Here is a 17,023-nt window from a genome sequence, read left to right on the forward strand (position 1 = left end):
TCCGCTGGCGAGCGCGCAATCGTCTACTGTGCGCTCAAGGCACCCTTGACCCGCCGGAACAACTGCTCGGCCTGTGCATCCCTGTCCGGCAGCGACTTGAGCGAAACCTGGGAATACACCGCGCCCTTGTTGCGCTTGCTGGCTTGCAGACGCAGTTGCGCAGCAGCGGCCGCCGCCTGACGATCGCTGTAGAAAATGTCCGTGGTCGGCACCTTGAGCAATGCGGCCAACTCGTCGATCTGCTGGGGTGCATTGTCCGGCGTGCGCGTGTCAACCAACACCAGTCGCTGGACGTGTGCAGGTTGCCGTTCGGCCATGTAGCGGGTCGCCCAGTAGGCACCGCTGCCATGACCTACCAATACGATGCTGCGCGAGTTGTGTTGCTGGGCGAAAGCGATGCCTGCTTCGATGCGCGCAAAGATGCGCTCGGCGTCCACCTTCATCGGGTCTTGCAACTGCACCTCGGGGCTGGCCGCTTCGGCATCCTGCGCTGTGGCCTTTTCCACCCCGGCGCCGGCGTCCGGCGGCGTCGCCTGGGTTTCGGTAGTCACCGGCAATGGCGGCTTCTCGGCTGGCCTGGCCGAAGGCATCTGGCTGACCAGGTCCGGCAGGCTGAGGCTCAGGCTGTTGAACGCCGCGTCCGGCAACTTGCGCCGCAACGGCCCCACGCCCTGCGGCCAGTCCGCGGTTTCCCCGGCACCTGGCACGATGATGACCGTACCCTGCGCATCGGCAGTATTGGCTGGACGCCACAGCGACAGGAACTCGTCGCTGCCGGCCTGCAACTGTTGCTGCTCGCTGGCAGGCAGTTGACGTTCCAGTGCCTGGGCATCCTCGACGCTGCGCTCAGGCAAAGGTTGACGAACATCCGCCGCACCCTTCGCCGGTGCGGCGTCCTCGGCCAGCGCAAAGCCGTGCAGCGGAACGAGCAATGCCAGGCAGACCGCTCTGATGTGAACAGCTTTCATCGGTACTTTCCGTCCAGATCAATGATTCTTGTGTTCGACACCGGTTGAAATTCCAAGCCTATAGCTTAGTGCCATCCACGCAAAGGTCGTTCACAGCGAATGTTCCCCCTTTGCTCCGCCCCCGGTTCTGCAATGCGTTCCAGCGCGATTCGCCCGCCCATCGCACCTGAGCTACAATGCGCGCCACCGTGATTCCAGCCTGAATAGGTGCGCCATGCAGCCCTTCGCAATTGCCCCGTCCATCCTCTCTGCGGATTTCGCCCGCCTGGGCGAAGAAGTCGATAACGTACTCGCCGCGGGCGCCGATATCGTCCACTTCGACGTGATGGACAACCACTACGTCCCCAACCTCACCATCGGCCCGATGGTCTGCGCGGCGCTGCGCAAGTACGGCATCAGTGCGCCCATCGATGTCCATCTGATGGTCAGCCCGGTCGACCGTATCATCGGTGACTTCATCGAGGCGGGTGCCAGTTACATCACCTTCCACCCTGAAGCGACTCAGCACATCGACCGCTCGCTGCAGTTGATCCGCGAAGGCGGCTGCAAGGCCGGTCTGGTCTTCAATCCGGCAACCCCGCTGAACCTGCTCGAATACGTCATGGACAAGGTCGACATGATCCTGTTGATGAGCGTCAACCCCGGTTTCGGCGGCCAGAAGTTCATTCCCGGCACCCTGAACAAACTGCGTGAAGCACGCGCCCTGATCGACGCCAGCGGGCGCGACATCCGCCTGGAAATCGACGGCGGCGTCAACGTGGGCAACATTCGCGAGATCGCCGCAGCCGGTGCCGACACCTTCGTCGCCGGCTCGGCCATCTTCAACGCGCCCGACTACCGCCACGTGATCGAGCAAATGCGCACGGAACTGACGCTGGCCCGCTCATGAGCGCGCTGGAGCGGCTGTTTCCCGGCAGTCTGCCGCGCTTGGTGATGTTCGACCTGGACGGCACCCTGGTGGACTCGGTGCCTGACCTGGCCGCAGCCGTCGATACCATGCTGGCCCAGCTGGGCCGTGAGCCGGCCGGAATCGAAGCCGTGCGCGAATGGATCGGCAACGGTGCCCGCGTGCTGGTTCGCCGTGCGCTGGCAGGCGGCATCGATCACCAGCACATCGACGAGGCGGACACCGAACACGCCCTCGAGCTGTTTTCAGCGGCCTATGCCGCAAGCCATGGCCTGACCCAGGTCTACCCGGGGGTTCACGAAACCCTCAAATGGCTGCACAAGAAACGCGTAAAGATGGCCCTGATCACCAACAAGCCGGAACGCTTCGTCGCGCCCTTGCTGGACCAGATGGGCCTGGGACGCTATTTCAAGTGGATCATCGGCGGCGATACGCTACCCCAGCAGAAGCCCGATCCGGCAGCCCTGTTGTTCGTCATGAAAATGGCCAAGGTCAAGACGCAGCACGCCTTGTTCGTCGGCGATTCGCGCAGTGACGTGCAAGCCGCCAAGGCCGCGGGCGTGACCTGTATCGCGCTCAGCTACGGTTACAACCATGGCCGACCGATCGCGGAGGAATCACCGGCACTGGTGATCGACGATCTGCGCGCACTGATGCCTGGTTGCTTCGATCCGGCCACTGGGATAACGTTGGCCCACGGCAACTCCCCCGCTCATAGAGATTCCATCGTGGTGGTCACTCGCAAACTCTGGATGAAAGTCATCAAGGCCTTGGCCCGCTGGCGTTGGCGCGCCTGACTTTCCCGTTCCAGCGTTTGCCCACAGACCGTTCGACCCCTCCATCACGAGGCTGAATCATGACCCGCGAAGAATTTCTGCGCCTGGCCGCCGAAGGCTACAACCGTATCCCGATGGCCCACGAAACCCTGGCCGACTTCGACACACCCCTGTCCATCTACCTGAAACTGGCCGACCAGCCCAATTCCTATCTGCTGGAATCGGTGCAGGGCGGCGAGAAATGGGGCCGCTACTCGATCATCGGCCTGCCGTGCCGCACCGTCCTGCGCGTGCACGGCTACCATGCCAGCGTGACCTGCGACGGCGTCGAGATCGAAGCCTGCGATGTCGAAGACCCGCTGGCCTTCGTCGAGACTTTCAAGGCCCGCTACAACGTGCCGACCATCGCTGGCTTGCCACGCTTCAATGGTGGCCTGGTGGGCTATTTCGGCTATGACTGCGTGCGTTACGTCGAGAAGCGTTTGGGCCAGTGCCCGAACCCGGATCCGCTGGGCGTTCCGGACATCCTGTTGATGGTCTCCGATGCGGTGGTGGTGTTCGACAACCTGGCCGGCAAGATGCACGCCATCGTCCTGGCCGATCCTGCGCAGGCCGATGCCTACGAGCAGGCCCGCGATCAGCTCGAAGCCCTGATGGACCGCCTGCGCCAGCCCATCGCGCCGCGCCGCGGGCTGGACTTCAATCGTCCGCAGGCTGCCGACCCGGTGTTTCGTTCCAGTTTCACCCAATCGGACTACGAAGGCGCCGTCGACACCATCAAGGAATACATCCTGGCAGGCGACGTCATGCAGGTGGTCCCTTCGCAGCGCATGTCCATCGACTTCAAGGCAGCACCGATCGATCTGTACCGCGCGTTGCGCTGCTTCAACCCAACGCCCTACATGTACTTCTTCAATTTCGGCGATTTCCATGTGGTCGGCAGCTCGCCCGAAGTGCTGGTACGGGTCGAGGACGACCTGATCACGGTACGGCCGATTGCCGGAACCCGCCCGCGCGGCGCGACCGAAGAAGCAGACCATGCGCTGGAAGTCGATCTGCTGTCCGATGACAAGGAGATCGCCGAGCACTTGATGCTGATCGACTTGGGCCGCAACGACGTGGGCCGGGTATCGGAAGTCGGCTCGGTGAAGCTGACCGAGAAGATGGTCATCGAGCGTTACTCCAACGTGATGCACATCGTGTCCAACGTGACCGGCCACCTCAAGCAGGGTCTGACCGCCATGGACGCCCTGCGTGCCATCCTGCCGGCTGGCACCCTGTCCGGTGCCCCAAAGATCCGCGCCATGGAAATCATCGACGAGCTGGAGCCGGTCAAACGCGGTGTCTACGGCGGTGCGGTCGGCTACTTCGCCTGGAACGGCAACATGGATACCGCGATCGCCATCCGTACCGCGGTCATCAAGAACGGTGAACTGCACGTGCAGGCTGGCGGCGGCATCGTGGCCGACTCGGTGCCTGCCCTGGAATGGGAAGAAACGCTGAACAAGCGTCGCGCCATGTTCAAGGCCGTGGCCCTGGCCGAGCAATCGCCAGACTGATACCGGACCCGGCAAGCCAGTGTTCACCGGTTCCAGACAACCGGTGACCCGTCAGCAGATTCGAGAGGTTAAGCACCATGTTGCTCATGATCGACAATTACGACTCCTTTACCTACAACGTCGTCCAGTACCTGGGCGAGCTTGGCGCTGACGTCAAGGTCATCCGCAACGATGAACTGACCATCGCCGAAATCGAGGCCCTGGCCCCGGAGCGCATCGTCGTTTCGCCCGGACCCTGCACGCCCAACGAAGCCGGTGTGTCTCTTGACGTCATTCGCCACTTTGCCGGCAAGCTGCCCATCCTTGGCGTCTGCCTGGGCCATCAGTCGATCGGCCAGGCCTTCGGCGGTGACGTGGTGCGCGCTCGGCAGGTCATGCACGGCAAGACCAGCCCGATCACCCACACCGACCTGGGTGTATTCGAAGGTCTCAGCCACCCATTGACCGTCACCCGCTATCACTCCCTGGTAGTCAAGGCGCAGACCCTGCCCGAGTGCCTGGAGCTGACGGCCTGGACCACACACGAAGACGGCACGGTGGACGAGATCATGGGCCTGCGGCACAAGACCCTGAATGTCGAGGGTGTGCAGTTCCACCCCGAATCGATCCTGACCGAGCAAGGCCACGAGCTGTTCGCCAACTTTCTCAAGCAGACCGGCGGCAGCCGCCAGGGCTAAGGGATACCCATGGATATCAAAAGCGCGCTGACCCGTATCGTCAGCCAGTTGGACCTCAGCACCGAGGAAATGCGCACGGTGATGCTCGACATCATGACCGGCCAATGCAGCGAAGCGCAGATCGGCGCCTTCATGATGGGCATGCGCATGAAAAGCGAGACCATCGACGAGATCGTCGGCGCCGTGTCGGCGATGCGCGAGCTGGCGAGCAAGGTCGAACTGCGGACCTTGGACAAGGTGGTCGACATCGTCGGCACCGGTGGCGATGGCGCCAACATCTTCAACGTGTCCACTGCCTCGGCACTGGTCGTCGCGGCGGCCGGTTGCACGGTGGCCAAGCATGGCAACCGTGCGGTCTCGGGCAAGAGCGGCAGCGCTGACCTGCTCGAAGCTGCCGGCGTCTACCTCAATCTGGACGCCACTCAGGTCGCCCGTTGCATCGACAGCGTCGGCATCGGCTTCATGTTCGCCCAGGCTCATCACAGCGCCATGAAACACGCCGCCATCCCGCGCCGTGATCTGGGCCTGCGGACCCTGTTCAACATGCTCGGGCCCTTGACCAATCCGGCAGGCGTCAAGCATCAGGTGGTCGGTGTGTTCACCCAGGCCCTGTGCCGACCGCTGGCCGAAGTGCTGGCGCGCCTGGGCAGCAAACACGTACTGGTGGTGCATTCGCGCGACGGTCTGGACGAGTTCAGCCTCGCCGCGCCAACCTTCGTCGCCGAGCTCAAGGATGGCGAAGTTACCGAATACTGGGTCGAGCCCGAAGACCTGGGCATCAAGAGCCAGAGCTTGCACGGGTTGGTGGTCGACAGCCCGGCGGCTTCGCTCGAATTGATCCGCGATGCGCTGGGTCGACGCAAGACCGAACATGGCGAGAAAGCCGCCGAAATGATCGTCCTCAATGCCGGCGCAGCGTTGTACGCCGCCGATGTGGCGAGCAGCCTGCAAGAGGGCGTGGCCATGGCGCACGATGCCTTGCATACCGGCCTGGCCCGCGAAAAGCTCGAGGAGCTGGGTGCCTTTACCGCTGTATTCAAGCAGGAGAACGAAGCATGAGCGTGCCTACGGTGTTAGAGAACATACTGGCGCGCAAGGCGCAGGAAGTGGCCGAGCGCCGCGAGCGAGTCGGCCTGGCCGAACTCGAGCGCCTTGCCGCCGCAGCCGATGCGCCGCGTGGTTTTGCCCAGGCCTTGATCGCCCAGGCCGCTTCGAAGAGGCCGGCGGTCATTGCCGAGGTCAAGAAAGCCTCGCCCAGCAAAGGTGTCATCCGCGAGCACTTCGTACCCGCCGACATCGCCGCCAGCTACGAGAAAGGCGGCGCTACCTGCCTGTCGGTGCTGACCGACATCGACTATTTCCAAGGGGCGGACCTGTACCTGCAACAGGCGCGCGCTGCCTGCCAGCTGCCGGTGATCCGCAAGGACTTCATGATCGACCCCTATCAGGTGGTCGAAGCGCGCGCATTGGGGGCGGACTGCATCCTGTTGATCGTCTCGGCGCTGCAGGATGCGCAAATGGCCGAGCTGGCCGCTGTCGCCAAGGGCGTTGGCCTCGACGTGCTGGTCGAAGTCCACGACGGCAATGAACTGGAGCGCGCGCTGAAAACCCTGGACACCCCGCTGGTCGGCGTCAACAACCGCAACCTGCACACCTTCGACGTCAGCCTGGAAACCACCCTGGACCTGCTGCCGCGTATTCCACGTGATCGCGTGGTGATCACCGAGAGCGGCATCTTCAACCGCGCCGATGTCCAGCTAATGGAAATCAACGGGGTCTACTCGTTCCTGGTCGGCGAAGCGTTCATGCGGGCCGAAGATCCAGGCGTGGAACTGCAGCGGCTGTTCTTCCCCTGAGCCAACGGTCTTCCTGACCTTCACCTCACACGAGTATCGCCCCTCATGCTTGAGCATTTGCCTACGGAACAGGGGTTGCGCGCCGAGCAGGATCTGCTCGGCAGCGTCTGCAAGGGCGAGCAGGCTTGGGGCCTGCTGTTCTGGTGCCCGACCGATCGCACCTTGGTGATGCCGCGACGCATGAGCCGCCTCGATGGCTTCGAGCAGGCCAGCCTCGCATCGGCTGCCAGCGGCTGGCCTGTGCTGCTGCGCGAGACTGGCGGTGAACCGGTGCCACAGTCGCCCTCGACCATCAACGTTGCGCTGGTGTACGTGGCCCCGCAGCAGGAAGGTGATCAGCACCGTATCGAAACGGCCTACCGCCGCCTGTGCCAGCCCTTGCTCGACGCCCTCGAGCGCCTGGGTGGCAGCGCGTCACTGGGCGAAATAGAAGGCGCCTTCTGCGATGGCCGCTTCAACGTCAATCTCGACGGCCGCAAATGGGTGGGCACTGCACAGCGCTGGCGCCAGGGCCTGAGCGGCACGCGTCCGGTGGTATTGGTTCACGGAGCGATGTTGATGGAGGACGAGCGCGAATCGATGGCGGCCGCCGTCAATCTGTTCAATCAGCAGTGTGGGCTGGAGCAGCGCGTCAAGGCTTCCAGCCATATAGCACTGCACGAGCGTCACCCCGCCTCGGGTCTGATCGACGAACTGCAAATCGTCTATACCCGAATGCTGACGGCACTGGCCTGAGCCTGACGGTCAGCGGGTGCCGTACACCACCATGGTCTTGCCCTTCACGTGGACCACGCTGCGCTCTTCCAGGTCCTTGAGAACCCGTCCGACCATCTCCCGTGAACAACCCACGATGCGGCCGATTTCCTGACGCGTGATCTTGATCTGCATACCGTCGGGGTGGGTCATCGCATCGGGCTGCTTGCACAGATCCAGCAAGCAACGAGCTACCCGCCCAGTCACATCGAAGAACGCCAGGTCGCCCACCTTGCGCGTGGTGTCGCGCAGACGTTGCGCCATTTGCCCACCCACGGCATAGAGCATGTCCGGCTCCTGCTGCGCCAACTCGCGAAACGCCGCATAGCTGATCTGCACCACTTCGCATTCGGTCCTGGCGCGTACACAGGCATCGTGTGCCTGTGTGCTATGGACTGATTGGAAAAGGCCCAGCTCACCAAAGAAATCTCCGGGATTGAGGTAGGCAATCACCAACTCCCGACCCTCCTCGGCTTCGATCATCACCGTTGCCGAGCCTTTGAGAATCAATGAAAGCATGTCATCCCGTGCACCGGCCGCGATCAGCGTAGTCTTCGCGGCAAATCGATGGCGCTGACCTTGCGCAAGCAGCTTTTCGAGGTTCTTGATCTTGTGCGCGGCAGCAGTCATGGCTTGGTTCCGGAAAGGGCAATCGATCTTGCATGAATCACGGCAATACGCCAGTACATTGGCGTCAGTTTATCAGACGCATAGTGGGGTCACACGGCATTTGACTGCAGAACGTGGGATTTGACCGTTTCGACCTCGCGAATTGTTACAGGTGCGCTGTGTTAAGCTCACCCGCTTTATGAACACGGGAGTCCGGAAAGATGAAGGCGCGTATTCAGTGGGCCGGCGAGGCCATGTTTCTGGGCGAGTCAGGTAGCGGCCATGTCGTGGTCATGGACGGACCTCCCGAGAGCGGCGGCCGCAACCTCGGCGTGCGCCCCATGGAAATGCTGCTGCTGGGCCTGGGCGGCTGCAGCAACTATGACGTGGTCAGCATCCTCAAGAAATCGCGCCAGCCCATCGAAAGCTGCGAAGCCTTTCTGGAAGCCGAACGCGCTAGCGAAGACCCGAAAGTCTTCACCAAGATCCACCTGCACTTCGTGGTCAAGGGCCGCGGCCTGAGAGAAGCTCAGGTCAAGCGTGCAGTGGAGCTGTCGGCAGAGAAGTATTGCTCGGCATCCATCATGCTGGGTCGCGCCGGCGTGGACATCACTCATGACTACGAAATCGTCGAGCTGGGCTGACTTCAAGGACATGCGAAAAGGGCGCTCATCGAGCGCCCCTGTTCTACCTGCCGCAAACAATCAAATCCGGTAGGTGCTCTTGGTCATGACCTTGGCCAACAGGCTCATGCCAAAGCGCAACGGCGCCGGAAACCTGGCCCCGCCTGCGTCGAGGGCCGATTCGGCATGGGCTTGCTCATCACTGCGCATCTGCGCCAGGATCGCCCGCGACTTGACGTCTTCGGCGGGCAGTTGCAGCAAGTGCTCATCCAGATGCTTGACCACCTGATGCTCGGTCGCCGCCACGAAACCCAGGCTCACCCGGTCACTGATGACGCCCGCTACCGCGCCGATACCGAACGACATGCCGTAGAACAACGGATTGAGCACACTGGTATGGCTGCCCAGTTGCCGAATGCGCTGCTCGCACCACGCCAGGTGGTCCACTTCCTCTTCGGCCGCATGCTCCATGGCCTTGCGCACCTGGGGCAGCTTCGCGGTCAGGGCCTGTCCTTGATACAGCGCTTGAGCGCAGACCTCACCGGTGTGATTGATGCGCATCAGGCCGGCCACGTGCCGACTCTGCTGCTTGTCCATCGTCACCTCGGGCTGGACGAGCGCCGGCGAGGGGCGCGATGGATGTCCGCTGAACGGTAACAGCGTGCGCATGGCCGTATCGGCCTGCAGCAGCAAACGATCAATGGGCGAGTAGTGACGCTGGGTAGCCATGGGCACCTCCGTTGAAAACCTGGCCTGCATGAATGCCGCTCAACCGGGCGGCCAGTTCATCTGGCGCTGTCCCAGTACATGCATGTGTATGTGGTAGACGGTCTGACCGCCCAGTTCGTTGCAGTTCATGACCACTCGAAAGCCCTCTTCGCAACCCAGCTCCTTGGCCAACCGCTGGGCGGTGAACAGGATATGTCCAGCCAGGCCCTTGTCGTCTTCGGTCAAGTCGTTGAGCGTGCGGATGGGTTTTTTCGGGATCACCAGAAAATGCACCGGGGCCTGTGGCGCGATATCGTGGAAGGCCAGTACCTGGTCATCCTCGTAGATGATCTTGGCCGGAATCTCCCGGTTGATGATCTTGGTAAACAAAGTATCCACAATGCATCTCCATGGCAGTCGAAGGTTCAGTGTACTGAGGCTTGTGCCCAGCGCCCAGCCTTGCCAGCTTCAATGGGGGGCGAAAGCCTTGTTGATCCATCCACTCACGATGCGCGTCAGCCACCGTGAGCCCAGGCGCGGAGCCCTGGCCAGCCAGGCATTGCGCCGCCCGGGCACGATCACCGCGCGATTGCGGGCCAGCGCTCGCACCGTCTGCAGCGCTACCTGCTCGGGATCCAGCACCTGCGAACTGTTCGCCAAGCGCGGAATGCGCCGCTGGCTGGAGCGTACCGGCCCAGGACACAGCACCGAAACCTTTACCCCGGTCTGCTTGAGTTCCTCGCGCAGTCCCTCGGAGAGATGCAGCACATAGGCCTTGCTCGCCGCGTAGCTGCTCATCCACGGGCCGGGCTGGAAGGCGGCCAGCGAGGCGACGTTGAGAATCTGCCCGCCGCCCTGCACGGCCATGGCATTGCCCAAGGCGTGACAGAGGCGGGTGAGGGCTAGAACGTTCAGTTCGATCAGATCCTGTTCCTGGCTCCAGTCCTGAGCCAGAAAGTGCCCATAGGAGCGTACGGCCGCGCAGTTCACCAACAGGTCGATCTGGCGTTCGCTTTCTTCAAGCTCCAACAGAAACCCCGAGAGCCGCAGGGGTTCGCCCAGGTCGCAGGCACGAAACAATACTTCCACACCAAAGCGCTGCGTCAGTTCAGCGGCAATGATTTCAAGCTGGTCACGCTGGCGCGCTACCAGAAGCAGGCTGCGCCCACGCCTGGCCAGGGCTTCGGCCATGGCCAGGCCCAAGCCTGCCGACGCGCCTGTGATCATGGCATAACGGGTCATCGAATTCTCCATACCCCCGCCAGGCAAGCTGGCGCGGTTTCATATGGACATTCTACCGCGCGCGTTCACGTTTGGGCTCGCAGCTTGTGCGTGACCTCAGAACGGCTTGACCACCACCAGGATCACAACGGCCAGCAGGATCAGCACTGGAATTTCGTTGAACCAGCGATAATACACATGGCTGCGTTTGTTCTCGCCACGTGCGAAGCGCTTCATCTGCGCACCGCACACGTGATGGTAGCCGGTCAGCAATATGACCAGGGTCAGCTTAGCGTGCATCCATCCCTGGCTCATCCAGCCCGGCGAGAGTGCAATCAGCCAGATACCGAAGATGAACGTGGCGATCATCGCCGGAGTCATGATGCCGCGATAAAGCTTGCGCTCCATGACAGCAAAGCGTTCGCGGCTGACGGTGTCCTCGCTCTGCGCGTGGTAGACGAACAGGCGAGGCAGGTAGAACAACCCGGCAAACCAGCAGACAACGCTGACGATATGCAGAGCCTTGATCCATAGATAAAGCATTTTCGGTCTTCTCAGGTTCACGGTAGCGTCGATAGTAGAGTCTGTCGGCGTTCGAGTCATCTCAACGGTTGTGACTCAAGCCCCAGGCCCCTATCATCGAAGGCTTTCCAGTCGCATCGTGAAGAGGGCAGTGTATGGTCAAGGTCGGTATCGTCGGCGGCACGGGTTACACCGGAGTCGAACTGCTACGTCTGCTGGCGCAGCATCCGCAGGCGCAGGTAGAGGTCATCACCTCCCGATCCGAGGCTGGCCTGCCGGTTGCCGACCTGTACCCCAACCTGCGCGGTCACTACGACGGCCTGGCGTTCAGCGTCCCGGACATCAAGACCCTGGGTGCCTGCGACGTGGTGTTCTTCGCCACCCCCCACGGTGTCGCCCACGCCCTGGCCGGCGAGTTGCTGGCAGCAGGTACCAAGGTCATCGACCTGTCCGCCGACTTCCGCCTGCAGGATGCCGATGAGTGGGCCAAGTGGTACGGTCAGCCGCACGGTGCGCCCGAGCTGCTGGCCGATGCCGTCTATGGCTTGCCCGAGGTCAACCGCGAGCAGATCCGCCAGGCGCGCCTGATCGCCGTGCCAGGCTGCTATCCGACGGCCACCCAGCTGGGCTTCCTGCCGCTGCTCGAGGCTGGACTGGCCGACAACACGCGTCTGATCGCCGACTGCAAGTCGGGCGTCAGTGGCGCGGGTCGCGGCGCCAGCGTAGGTTCACTGTTCTGCGAAGCTGGCGAAAGCATGAAGGCCTATGCGGTCAAAGGCCACCGTCACCTTCCCGAAATCACCCAAGGCCTGCGTCGCGCCGCCGGTGGCGAGGTGGGTCTGACCTTCGTCCCCCACCTCACACCCATGATCCGCGGCATCCACTCCACGTTGTATGCCACGGTGGTCGACAAGTCGGTCGATCTGCAGGCGCTGTATGAAGAACGCTACGCCGATGAACCCTTCGTCGACGTCATGCCAGCCGGCAGCCACCCCGAAACCCGCAGCGTGCGCGGCGCCAACGTCTGCCGCATCGCCGTGCACCGCCCCCAGGGTGGCGACCTGGTGGTCGTGCTTTCGGTCATCGACAACCTGGTCAAAGGCGCGTCGGGCCAAGCCGTGCAGAACATGAACATCCTGTTCGGTCTGGACGAACGCTTCGGTCTGTCCCACGCCGGCATGCTGCCCTGACCATTTCCGCAGCATCGCCCAGAGGCCCGCGTTGCGGGCCTCTCTGCTTTAGCTACTGGCTAATTCTTGACCATTTTCGTAGGAGAAGAGGATAATGCCGCCATTGAGCATTATGACGGCGTACGCCGGGAGAACTTCTACATGAGCGTCGAATCCTTTACCCCCATGGCTTTGCAATTCACCCAAGGGGCTGCCATCAAGGTCAAGACCCTGGTCGATGAAGAGGGTAACGATCGTCTCAAGCTGCGCGTCTTCGTCACCGGTGGCGGCTGCTCGGGCTTCCAGTATGGCTTTACCTTCGATGAAGACGTCGCCGAAGACGACACCATCGTCGAGCGCGAAGGCGTCAGTCTCGTGGTCGATCCCATGAGCTTCCAATACCTGGCCGGCGCACAGGTTGATTACCAGGAAGGCTTGGAAGGTTCGCGATTCGTGATCAACAACCCCAACGCCAGCACCACCTGCGGTTGCGGTCAGTCCTTCTCGATCTGAGCCAGCGCCCATGAAAAACGCCGTGCAATTGCACGGCGTTTTGCGTTTCAGGTATCCAGCTTCAGGCCGGGTAGATGGCGCCCAACACTCGCAGGCCTCGCGCGCCGGTCACACTAGGCCGATTGGCCGCAACGCCTTGCAGGCAGCAATCAGCCAGCCAGGCAAAAGCCATGGCTTCGACCCAATCCGGATCGACACCCGCCGCTGCCGTGCTCTTGACCCGAGTTCCCGGCAGCAAGGCTTGCAGTCGCGCCATCAGGGCCTGGTTGTGAGCCCCGCCACCGCACACCAGCAGTGCATGAGTGCTCGGCTGGGCGACACGCAGCGACTGTACGATGCTTTGCGCGGTCAGCTCCAGAAGCGTTGCTTGAACGTCGGCGTCGTCGAACTTAGGAAGGCTATCCAGGTGTCGTTGCAGCCAGCTCAGGTTGAATACCTCGCGCCCCGTGCTTTTCGGGCCGCTGCCAGCGAAGAATGGATCGCTTAGCAGAGCACTCAGCAAATGCGGTTGCAGCGTACCGGTCGCTGCCCAGGCGCCTGCTCGATCATAGTTCTGGCCACGCTTGAGCTGAATCCAGGCATCCATCAGCACGTTGCCAGGTCCGCAGTCGAAACCGCTTACTGGCTGATTGCCGCCGATCAGGCTGAGATTGCTGAAGCCACCCACATTGAGCACCGCACGCGCCTCGCCTTCGGCACCGAACAGCGCTTCGTGGAAGGCTGGAACCAAGGGTGCACCCTGACCGCCGGCGGCCACATCGCGTCGGCGAAAATCGCCCACGACGGTGATCTGCGTCAGCTCCGCCAACAACGCCGGATTGCCGATCTGCACGGTGAAGCCCCGAGCTGGCTCGTGCCTCACAGTCTGTCCGTGGCTACCAATCGCACGGATGTCGGCAGGTGCAAGATGCTGTGAGGCCAGCAAGGCAGAGATGCCATCGGCTGCCAGTGCTACCCACTGGTTCTCGGCGACGGCAGCTCGAGCGATTTCATCCGGCCCGCTGGCGCACAGTTCCAGTAGCTGGCTGCGCAATGCCTCGGGCATGGGCACGTAGTGTGTTGCCACGAGCCGAGTGGATTGATCCTGCTCGATCAGGGCGATGTCCAGCCCATCAAGACTGGTGCCGGACATGACCCCAAGGTAGTACGCCATGGCTCAGCGCTTACTCGCCAGCAGGGTGCTGCGCTCTATGTCCATCTTCGCCATCAGCGGCTGGCTCAGCTGGTTGAAGCGCTGTTTCTCGGACTTGGCGATCGGGTCAGCCATTGGCAGCTTCTGGCCCAGAGGATCGACGTGCACGCCGTTTACCTGAAACTCGTAGTGCAGATGCGGACCTGTCGACAGACCGGTGGTACCGATGTAACCGATCACCTGGCCTTGCTTGACGCTGCCACCGGTCTTGATGCCTTTGGCGAAGCCCTGCATGTGTCCGTACAGCGTGGTGTAGCTGTTGCCGTGCTGAATGATCACGGTGTTGCCATAGCCGCCACGACGACCGGCCAAGGTGATCTTGCCGTCACCGGCCGCCTTGATCGGCGTACCGCGCGGCGCAGCATAGTCAACGCCCTTGTGCGCACGGATCTTGTTCAGAATCGGATGCTTGCGGCCCATCGAAAAACGCGAGCTGATGCGGGCAAAGTCCACCGGGGTACGGATGAACGCCTTGCGCATGCTGTTGCCATCGGCGGTGTAGTAATTGCTGTTGCCCTGCTTGTTGGTATAGCGCACTGCGGTATAGGTCTTGCCGCGGTTGGTGAAGCGCGCAGCGAGAATGCCGCCGGTACCGATGACCTTGCCGTTGAGTACACGCTGCTCGTAGATGATGTCGAACTCATCGCCCTGGCGAATATCCTGAGCAAAGTCCACGTCATATCCGAAGATGCTGGCCATATCCATCGTCTGGCTATGGGACAGCCCGGCACGCGCCGCTGACTGCGACAGCGAGTTCTTGATCACGCCATGGGCATACGCTTCACGAGTCACCGGCTTGCTGGTTTCACGCTCGAAGGCGAAACCCGTGCCAGCCTTGGTCAGCCGGATGGTGTCCAGGTCGCTGACCTTGCTGTGCAGGCTGAGCAATTCGCCTTCCGGCGACAGTTCGAATTCCAGCAGTTGTCCACGCTTGAGCTGAGTGAACTGTTTGGCCTTCTTGTCACTGCCCATGACGTCGGCCACGGTCGACGCCGGCAAACCGACCTTCTCGAACAGCGTGGAAAGCGTGTCGCCCTTGGCAACCACCACCTGACGATGTCCCGGCTCTTTCTTCGCGGCAGCGACTTCCTTGGCAGCGGGTGCTTCCTTGGTTGTAGCAACGTGGGGGGCTTGATGCTCGGATGGCTGTGCAGCGTGCTCGGTGTCGGTCGAGGCAGGCGTTTCAATCTGGGCAAAGGGTGCAGGGGCTGCCTGTTCGGCGATCGGGGCAACCGGGGTGTCTTGTTCGGCGTCCTTGAGCTGTTCGACGGGAGCCGGCATTTCCAGGCTCATGTTCGTGCGTTTTGCTTCTACATCACTGGAAGGAAATACCAGCAAGGCAAGGCTGAGGAGGGCGGCCAGGCCGCTGGCAGCCACAAGGTGGCTCTTCGGATAAAGCGGCGGCGCTTTAGGCGGTTGCTTGGTCATAGGTGATTTTTTGACTTTTAAAGATGGAAAGATGAGATGAATGACATGATGAAGATGAAATAACTGTATAAAATATAACCAAAACCCCTCCAAAGCAAGCTCGCAGACGTTTGCTTGGCGCCAATGAGTCACATCTGTGCCCGCGCCTTGTATTTGACCGGTGATCTTGTATCGTTGAGCCTTTTGAATCCGAGCGTTGTAGGACCTTATATGAAGTCTGTTGAAGAGCAGCTGGCGCTGATCAAGCGCGGCACTGAAGAGGTGCTGGTCGAATCCGAACTGGTCGAGAAGCTCAAGCGCGGTCAGCCCCTGCGTATCAAGGCAGGCTTCGATCCCACCGCCCCGGATCTGCACCTGGGCCACACCGTGCTGATCAACAAGCTGCGACAGTTCCAGGAGCTGGGTCACCAGGTCATCTTCCTTATAGGTGACTTCACCGGCTCCATCGGCGACCCCAGTGGCAAGAGCGCCACACGTCCACCGCTGACGCGTGAGCAGGTGCTGGAGAATGCCGAGACCTACAAGGCCCAGGTGTTCAAGATCCTGGATCCTGCCAAAACAGAAGTGGCGTTCAACTCCACCTGGATGGACGTCCTCAGCCCAGCTGACTTCATTCGCCTGGCTTCGCAGTACACCGTGGCCCGTATGCTCGAGCGCGATGATTTCGACAAGCGCTACACCAGCAACCAGCCGATCGCGATTCACGAGTTCCTCTATCCCCTGGTCCAGGGTTATGACTCCGTTGCCCTGCGGGCAGACGTCGAGCTGGGCGGTACCGACCAGAAATTCAACCTGTTGATGGGGCGTGAGCTGCAGCGCTCTTATGGTCAGGATGCCCAGTGCATCGTCACCTTGCCGTTGCTGGAAGGTCTGGACGGTGTCAAGAAGATGTCCAAGTCATTGGGCAACTACGTGGGCATTCAGGAAGCGCCCGGCATCATGTACAGCAAGCTGGTATCCATTCCCGATGCACTGATGTGGCGTTACTTCGAGCTGCTCAGCTTCCGCAGCATGGATGAGATCGACGCTTTCAAGGCGGATGTGGAAGCCGGTGCCAATCCGCGTGACATCAAGATCAAGCTGGCCGAAGAGATCGTTGCGCGCTTCCATGGCGAGGAAGCGGCACAGAGCGCCCATAAGGCAGCGGGCAACCGCATGAAGGAGGGTGAGCTGCCAGAAGATTTGCCGGAAGTGGATGTCGCAGCCGCTGAAGACATGCCTATAGCGGCTATCCTTAATAAGGCAGGGCTGGTCAAGAACGCCGCAGGCGCGCGCGATCTTCTCAATGCCGGAAGTGTTCGCGTCGACGGTGCTGTGGTAGACCGCGCATTCATCTTCCCGCTGGGCGCAACTCATGTTGTACAGGCCGGCAAGAAGGCTTTCGCCCGCATTACGCTAAAAATCGAATAATTCAAAACAAGGGCTTGACGGCGAATTCGAAGTGTCTATAATTCGCCCCACTTCCGGCGCAGCCGAAACGATAAACGCCTTGTTAATCAATGAGTTAGTCGTTCAGGCAGTGAGGAAGTGCTTCGGTCTTCA

Annotated in this window: 19 protein-coding genes; 11 read left to right on the forward strand and 8 right to left on the reverse strand. The window is 61.5% G+C overall.

The window, feature by feature from the left end; translation table 11 throughout:
* Positions 1 to 23: 23 nt before the first annotated feature.
* Positions 24 to 968, reverse strand: a complete 945-nt coding sequence (locus ASF66_RS21605; protein ID WP_056845320.1) for an alpha/beta hydrolase family protein — start codon at positions 966 to 968, stop codon at positions 24 to 26.
* 214 nt (positions 969 to 1,182) lie between these two features.
* Here ASF66_RS21605 and rpe point away from each other — a divergent pair, with 214 nt between their 5' ends.
* From rpe to ASF66_RS21640, 7 genes are all read left to right on the forward strand, one after another.
* Positions 1,183 to 1,857, forward strand: a complete 675-nt coding sequence (gene rpe, locus ASF66_RS21610) for a ribulose-phosphate 3-epimerase (protein WP_056845321.1) — start codon at positions 1,183 to 1,185, stop codon at positions 1,855 to 1,857.
* On the forward strand, positions 1,854 to 2,672 hold the full coding sequence (locus ASF66_RS21615; RefSeq protein ID WP_056845322.1) for a phosphoglycolate phosphatase: 819 nt from the start codon (positions 1,854 to 1,856) through the stop codon (positions 2,670 to 2,672). Before rpe ends, ASF66_RS21615 begins: the two co-directional genes overlap by 4 nt.
* A 59-nt stretch (positions 2,673 to 2,731) precedes the next feature.
* Entirely contained in the window at positions 2,732 to 4,210 is a 1,479-nt protein-coding gene (gene trpE / locus ASF66_RS21620; RefSeq protein ID WP_049862398.1) for an anthranilate synthase component I, read from the forward strand.
* 77 nt (positions 4,211 to 4,287) lie between these two features.
* Positions 4,288 to 4,887: an aminodeoxychorismate/anthranilate synthase component II gene (locus tag ASF66_RS21625; RefSeq protein ID WP_049862397.1), complete on the forward strand. Its 600-nt coding sequence runs from the start codon at positions 4,288 to 4,290 to the stop codon at positions 4,885 to 4,887.
* Positions 4,888 to 4,896: 9 nt separating this feature from the next.
* The gene (trpD, locus tag ASF66_RS21630) at positions 4,897 to 5,946 is read left to right on the forward strand and encodes an anthranilate phosphoribosyltransferase (protein ID WP_056845323.1); all 1,050 of its coding nucleotides are present in this window, start codon (positions 4,897 to 4,899) and stop codon (positions 5,944 to 5,946) included.
* Entirely contained in the window at positions 5,943 to 6,743 is an 801-nt protein-coding gene (gene trpC, locus ASF66_RS21635) for an indole-3-glycerol phosphate synthase TrpC (RefSeq protein ID WP_056845324.1), read from the forward strand. The genes trpD and trpC overlap by 4 nt, the downstream gene beginning before the upstream one ends.
* Positions 6,744 to 6,788: 45 nt before the next feature.
* Positions 6,789 to 7,478 (forward strand): lipoate--protein ligase family protein, encoded by a 690-nt coding sequence (locus ASF66_RS21640; RefSeq protein WP_056845325.1) that lies wholly within the window; start codon positions 6,789 to 6,791, stop codon positions 7,476 to 7,478.
* Between the two features lie 9 nt (positions 7,479 to 7,487).
* On the opposite strand, the gene crp is transcribed toward ASF66_RS21640, so the two are convergent.
* Positions 7,488 to 8,126 (reverse strand): cAMP-activated global transcriptional regulator CRP, encoded by a 639-nt coding sequence (gene crp / locus ASF66_RS21645; RefSeq protein ID WP_056845326.1) that lies wholly within the window; start codon positions 8,124 to 8,126, stop codon positions 7,488 to 7,490.
* A gap of 200 nt (positions 8,127 to 8,326) precedes the next feature.
* Between crp and ASF66_RS21650 the strand changes: the two genes are divergently transcribed.
* A complete protein-coding gene (locus ASF66_RS21650; protein ID WP_056845327.1) occupies positions 8,327 to 8,749 on the forward strand; it encodes an OsmC family protein in 423 nt (140 codons plus the stop codon).
* Between the two features lie 60 nt (positions 8,750 to 8,809).
* Here the strand turns inward: ASF66_RS21650 and coq7 are convergent, their stop codons facing one another.
* The 4 genes from coq7 to hemJ form a co-directional block, all read right to left on the reverse strand.
* Complete coding sequence (gene coq7 / locus ASF66_RS21655) at positions 8,810 to 9,457, reverse strand: 2-polyprenyl-3-methyl-6-methoxy-1,4-benzoquinone monooxygenase (protein ID WP_056845328.1); 648 nt, start codon at positions 9,455 to 9,457, stop codon at positions 8,810 to 8,812.
* Between the two features lie 39 nt (positions 9,458 to 9,496).
* Entirely contained in the window at positions 9,497 to 9,835 is a 339-nt protein-coding gene (locus tag ASF66_RS21660; RefSeq protein WP_049862388.1) for a histidine triad nucleotide-binding protein, read from the reverse strand.
* Positions 9,836 to 9,904: 69 nt separating this feature from the next.
* The gene (locus ASF66_RS21665) at positions 9,905 to 10,678 is read right to left on the reverse strand and encodes an SDR family NAD(P)-dependent oxidoreductase (RefSeq protein WP_056845329.1); all 774 of its coding nucleotides are present in this window, start codon (positions 10,676 to 10,678) and stop codon (positions 9,905 to 9,907) included.
* A 96-nt stretch (positions 10,679 to 10,774) separates the two neighbouring features.
* The gene (hemJ, locus tag ASF66_RS21670; protein WP_049862385.1) at positions 10,775 to 11,200 is read right to left on the reverse strand and encodes a protoporphyrinogen oxidase HemJ; all 426 of its coding nucleotides are present in this window, start codon (positions 11,198 to 11,200) and stop codon (positions 10,775 to 10,777) included.
* Positions 11,201 to 11,334: 134 nt separating this feature from the next.
* Between hemJ and argC the strand changes: the two genes are divergently transcribed.
* Both argC and erpA read left to right on the forward strand, forming a co-directional pair.
* Positions 11,335 to 12,369: an N-acetyl-gamma-glutamyl-phosphate reductase gene (gene argC / locus ASF66_RS21675; RefSeq protein ID WP_056845330.1), complete on the forward strand. Its 1,035-nt coding sequence runs from the start codon at positions 11,335 to 11,337 to the stop codon at positions 12,367 to 12,369.
* A gap of 141 nt (positions 12,370 to 12,510) precedes the next feature.
* Positions 12,511 to 12,861 carry an iron-sulfur cluster insertion protein ErpA gene (erpA, locus tag ASF66_RS21680; protein ID WP_043192502.1) on the forward strand — a complete coding sequence of 117 codons (351 nt, stop codon included), beginning with the start codon at positions 12,511 to 12,513 and terminating at the stop codon, positions 12,859 to 12,861.
* 61 nt (positions 12,862 to 12,922) lie between these two features.
* Here erpA and ASF66_RS21685 read toward each other — a convergent pair whose 3' ends face one another.
* Together ASF66_RS21685 and ASF66_RS21690 are read right to left on the reverse strand one after the other, a co-directional pair.
* Positions 12,923 to 14,014, reverse strand: a complete 1,092-nt coding sequence (locus ASF66_RS21685; protein WP_056845331.1) for an anhydro-N-acetylmuramic acid kinase — start codon at positions 14,012 to 14,014, stop codon at positions 12,923 to 12,925.
* Between the two features lie 3 nt (positions 14,015 to 14,017).
* On the reverse strand, positions 14,018 to 15,481 hold the full coding sequence (locus ASF66_RS21690; RefSeq protein ID WP_056845332.1) for a peptidoglycan DD-metalloendopeptidase family protein: 1,464 nt from the start codon (positions 15,479 to 15,481) through the stop codon (positions 14,018 to 14,020).
* 210 nt (positions 15,482 to 15,691) lie between these two features.
* Here ASF66_RS21690 and tyrS point away from each other — a divergent pair, with 210 nt between their 5' ends.
* Positions 15,692 to 16,891: a tyrosine--tRNA ligase gene (tyrS, locus tag ASF66_RS21695; protein WP_056845333.1), complete on the forward strand. Its 1,200-nt coding sequence runs from the start codon at positions 15,692 to 15,694 to the stop codon at positions 16,889 to 16,891.
* The last annotated feature ends 132 nt before the right edge of the window (positions 16,892 to 17,023 follow it).

It is taken from the genome of Pseudomonas sp. Leaf129 (genome assembly GCF_001423465.1).
GTDB lineage: Bacteria > Pseudomonadota > Gammaproteobacteria > Pseudomonadales > Pseudomonadaceae > Aquipseudomonas > Aquipseudomonas coleopterorum.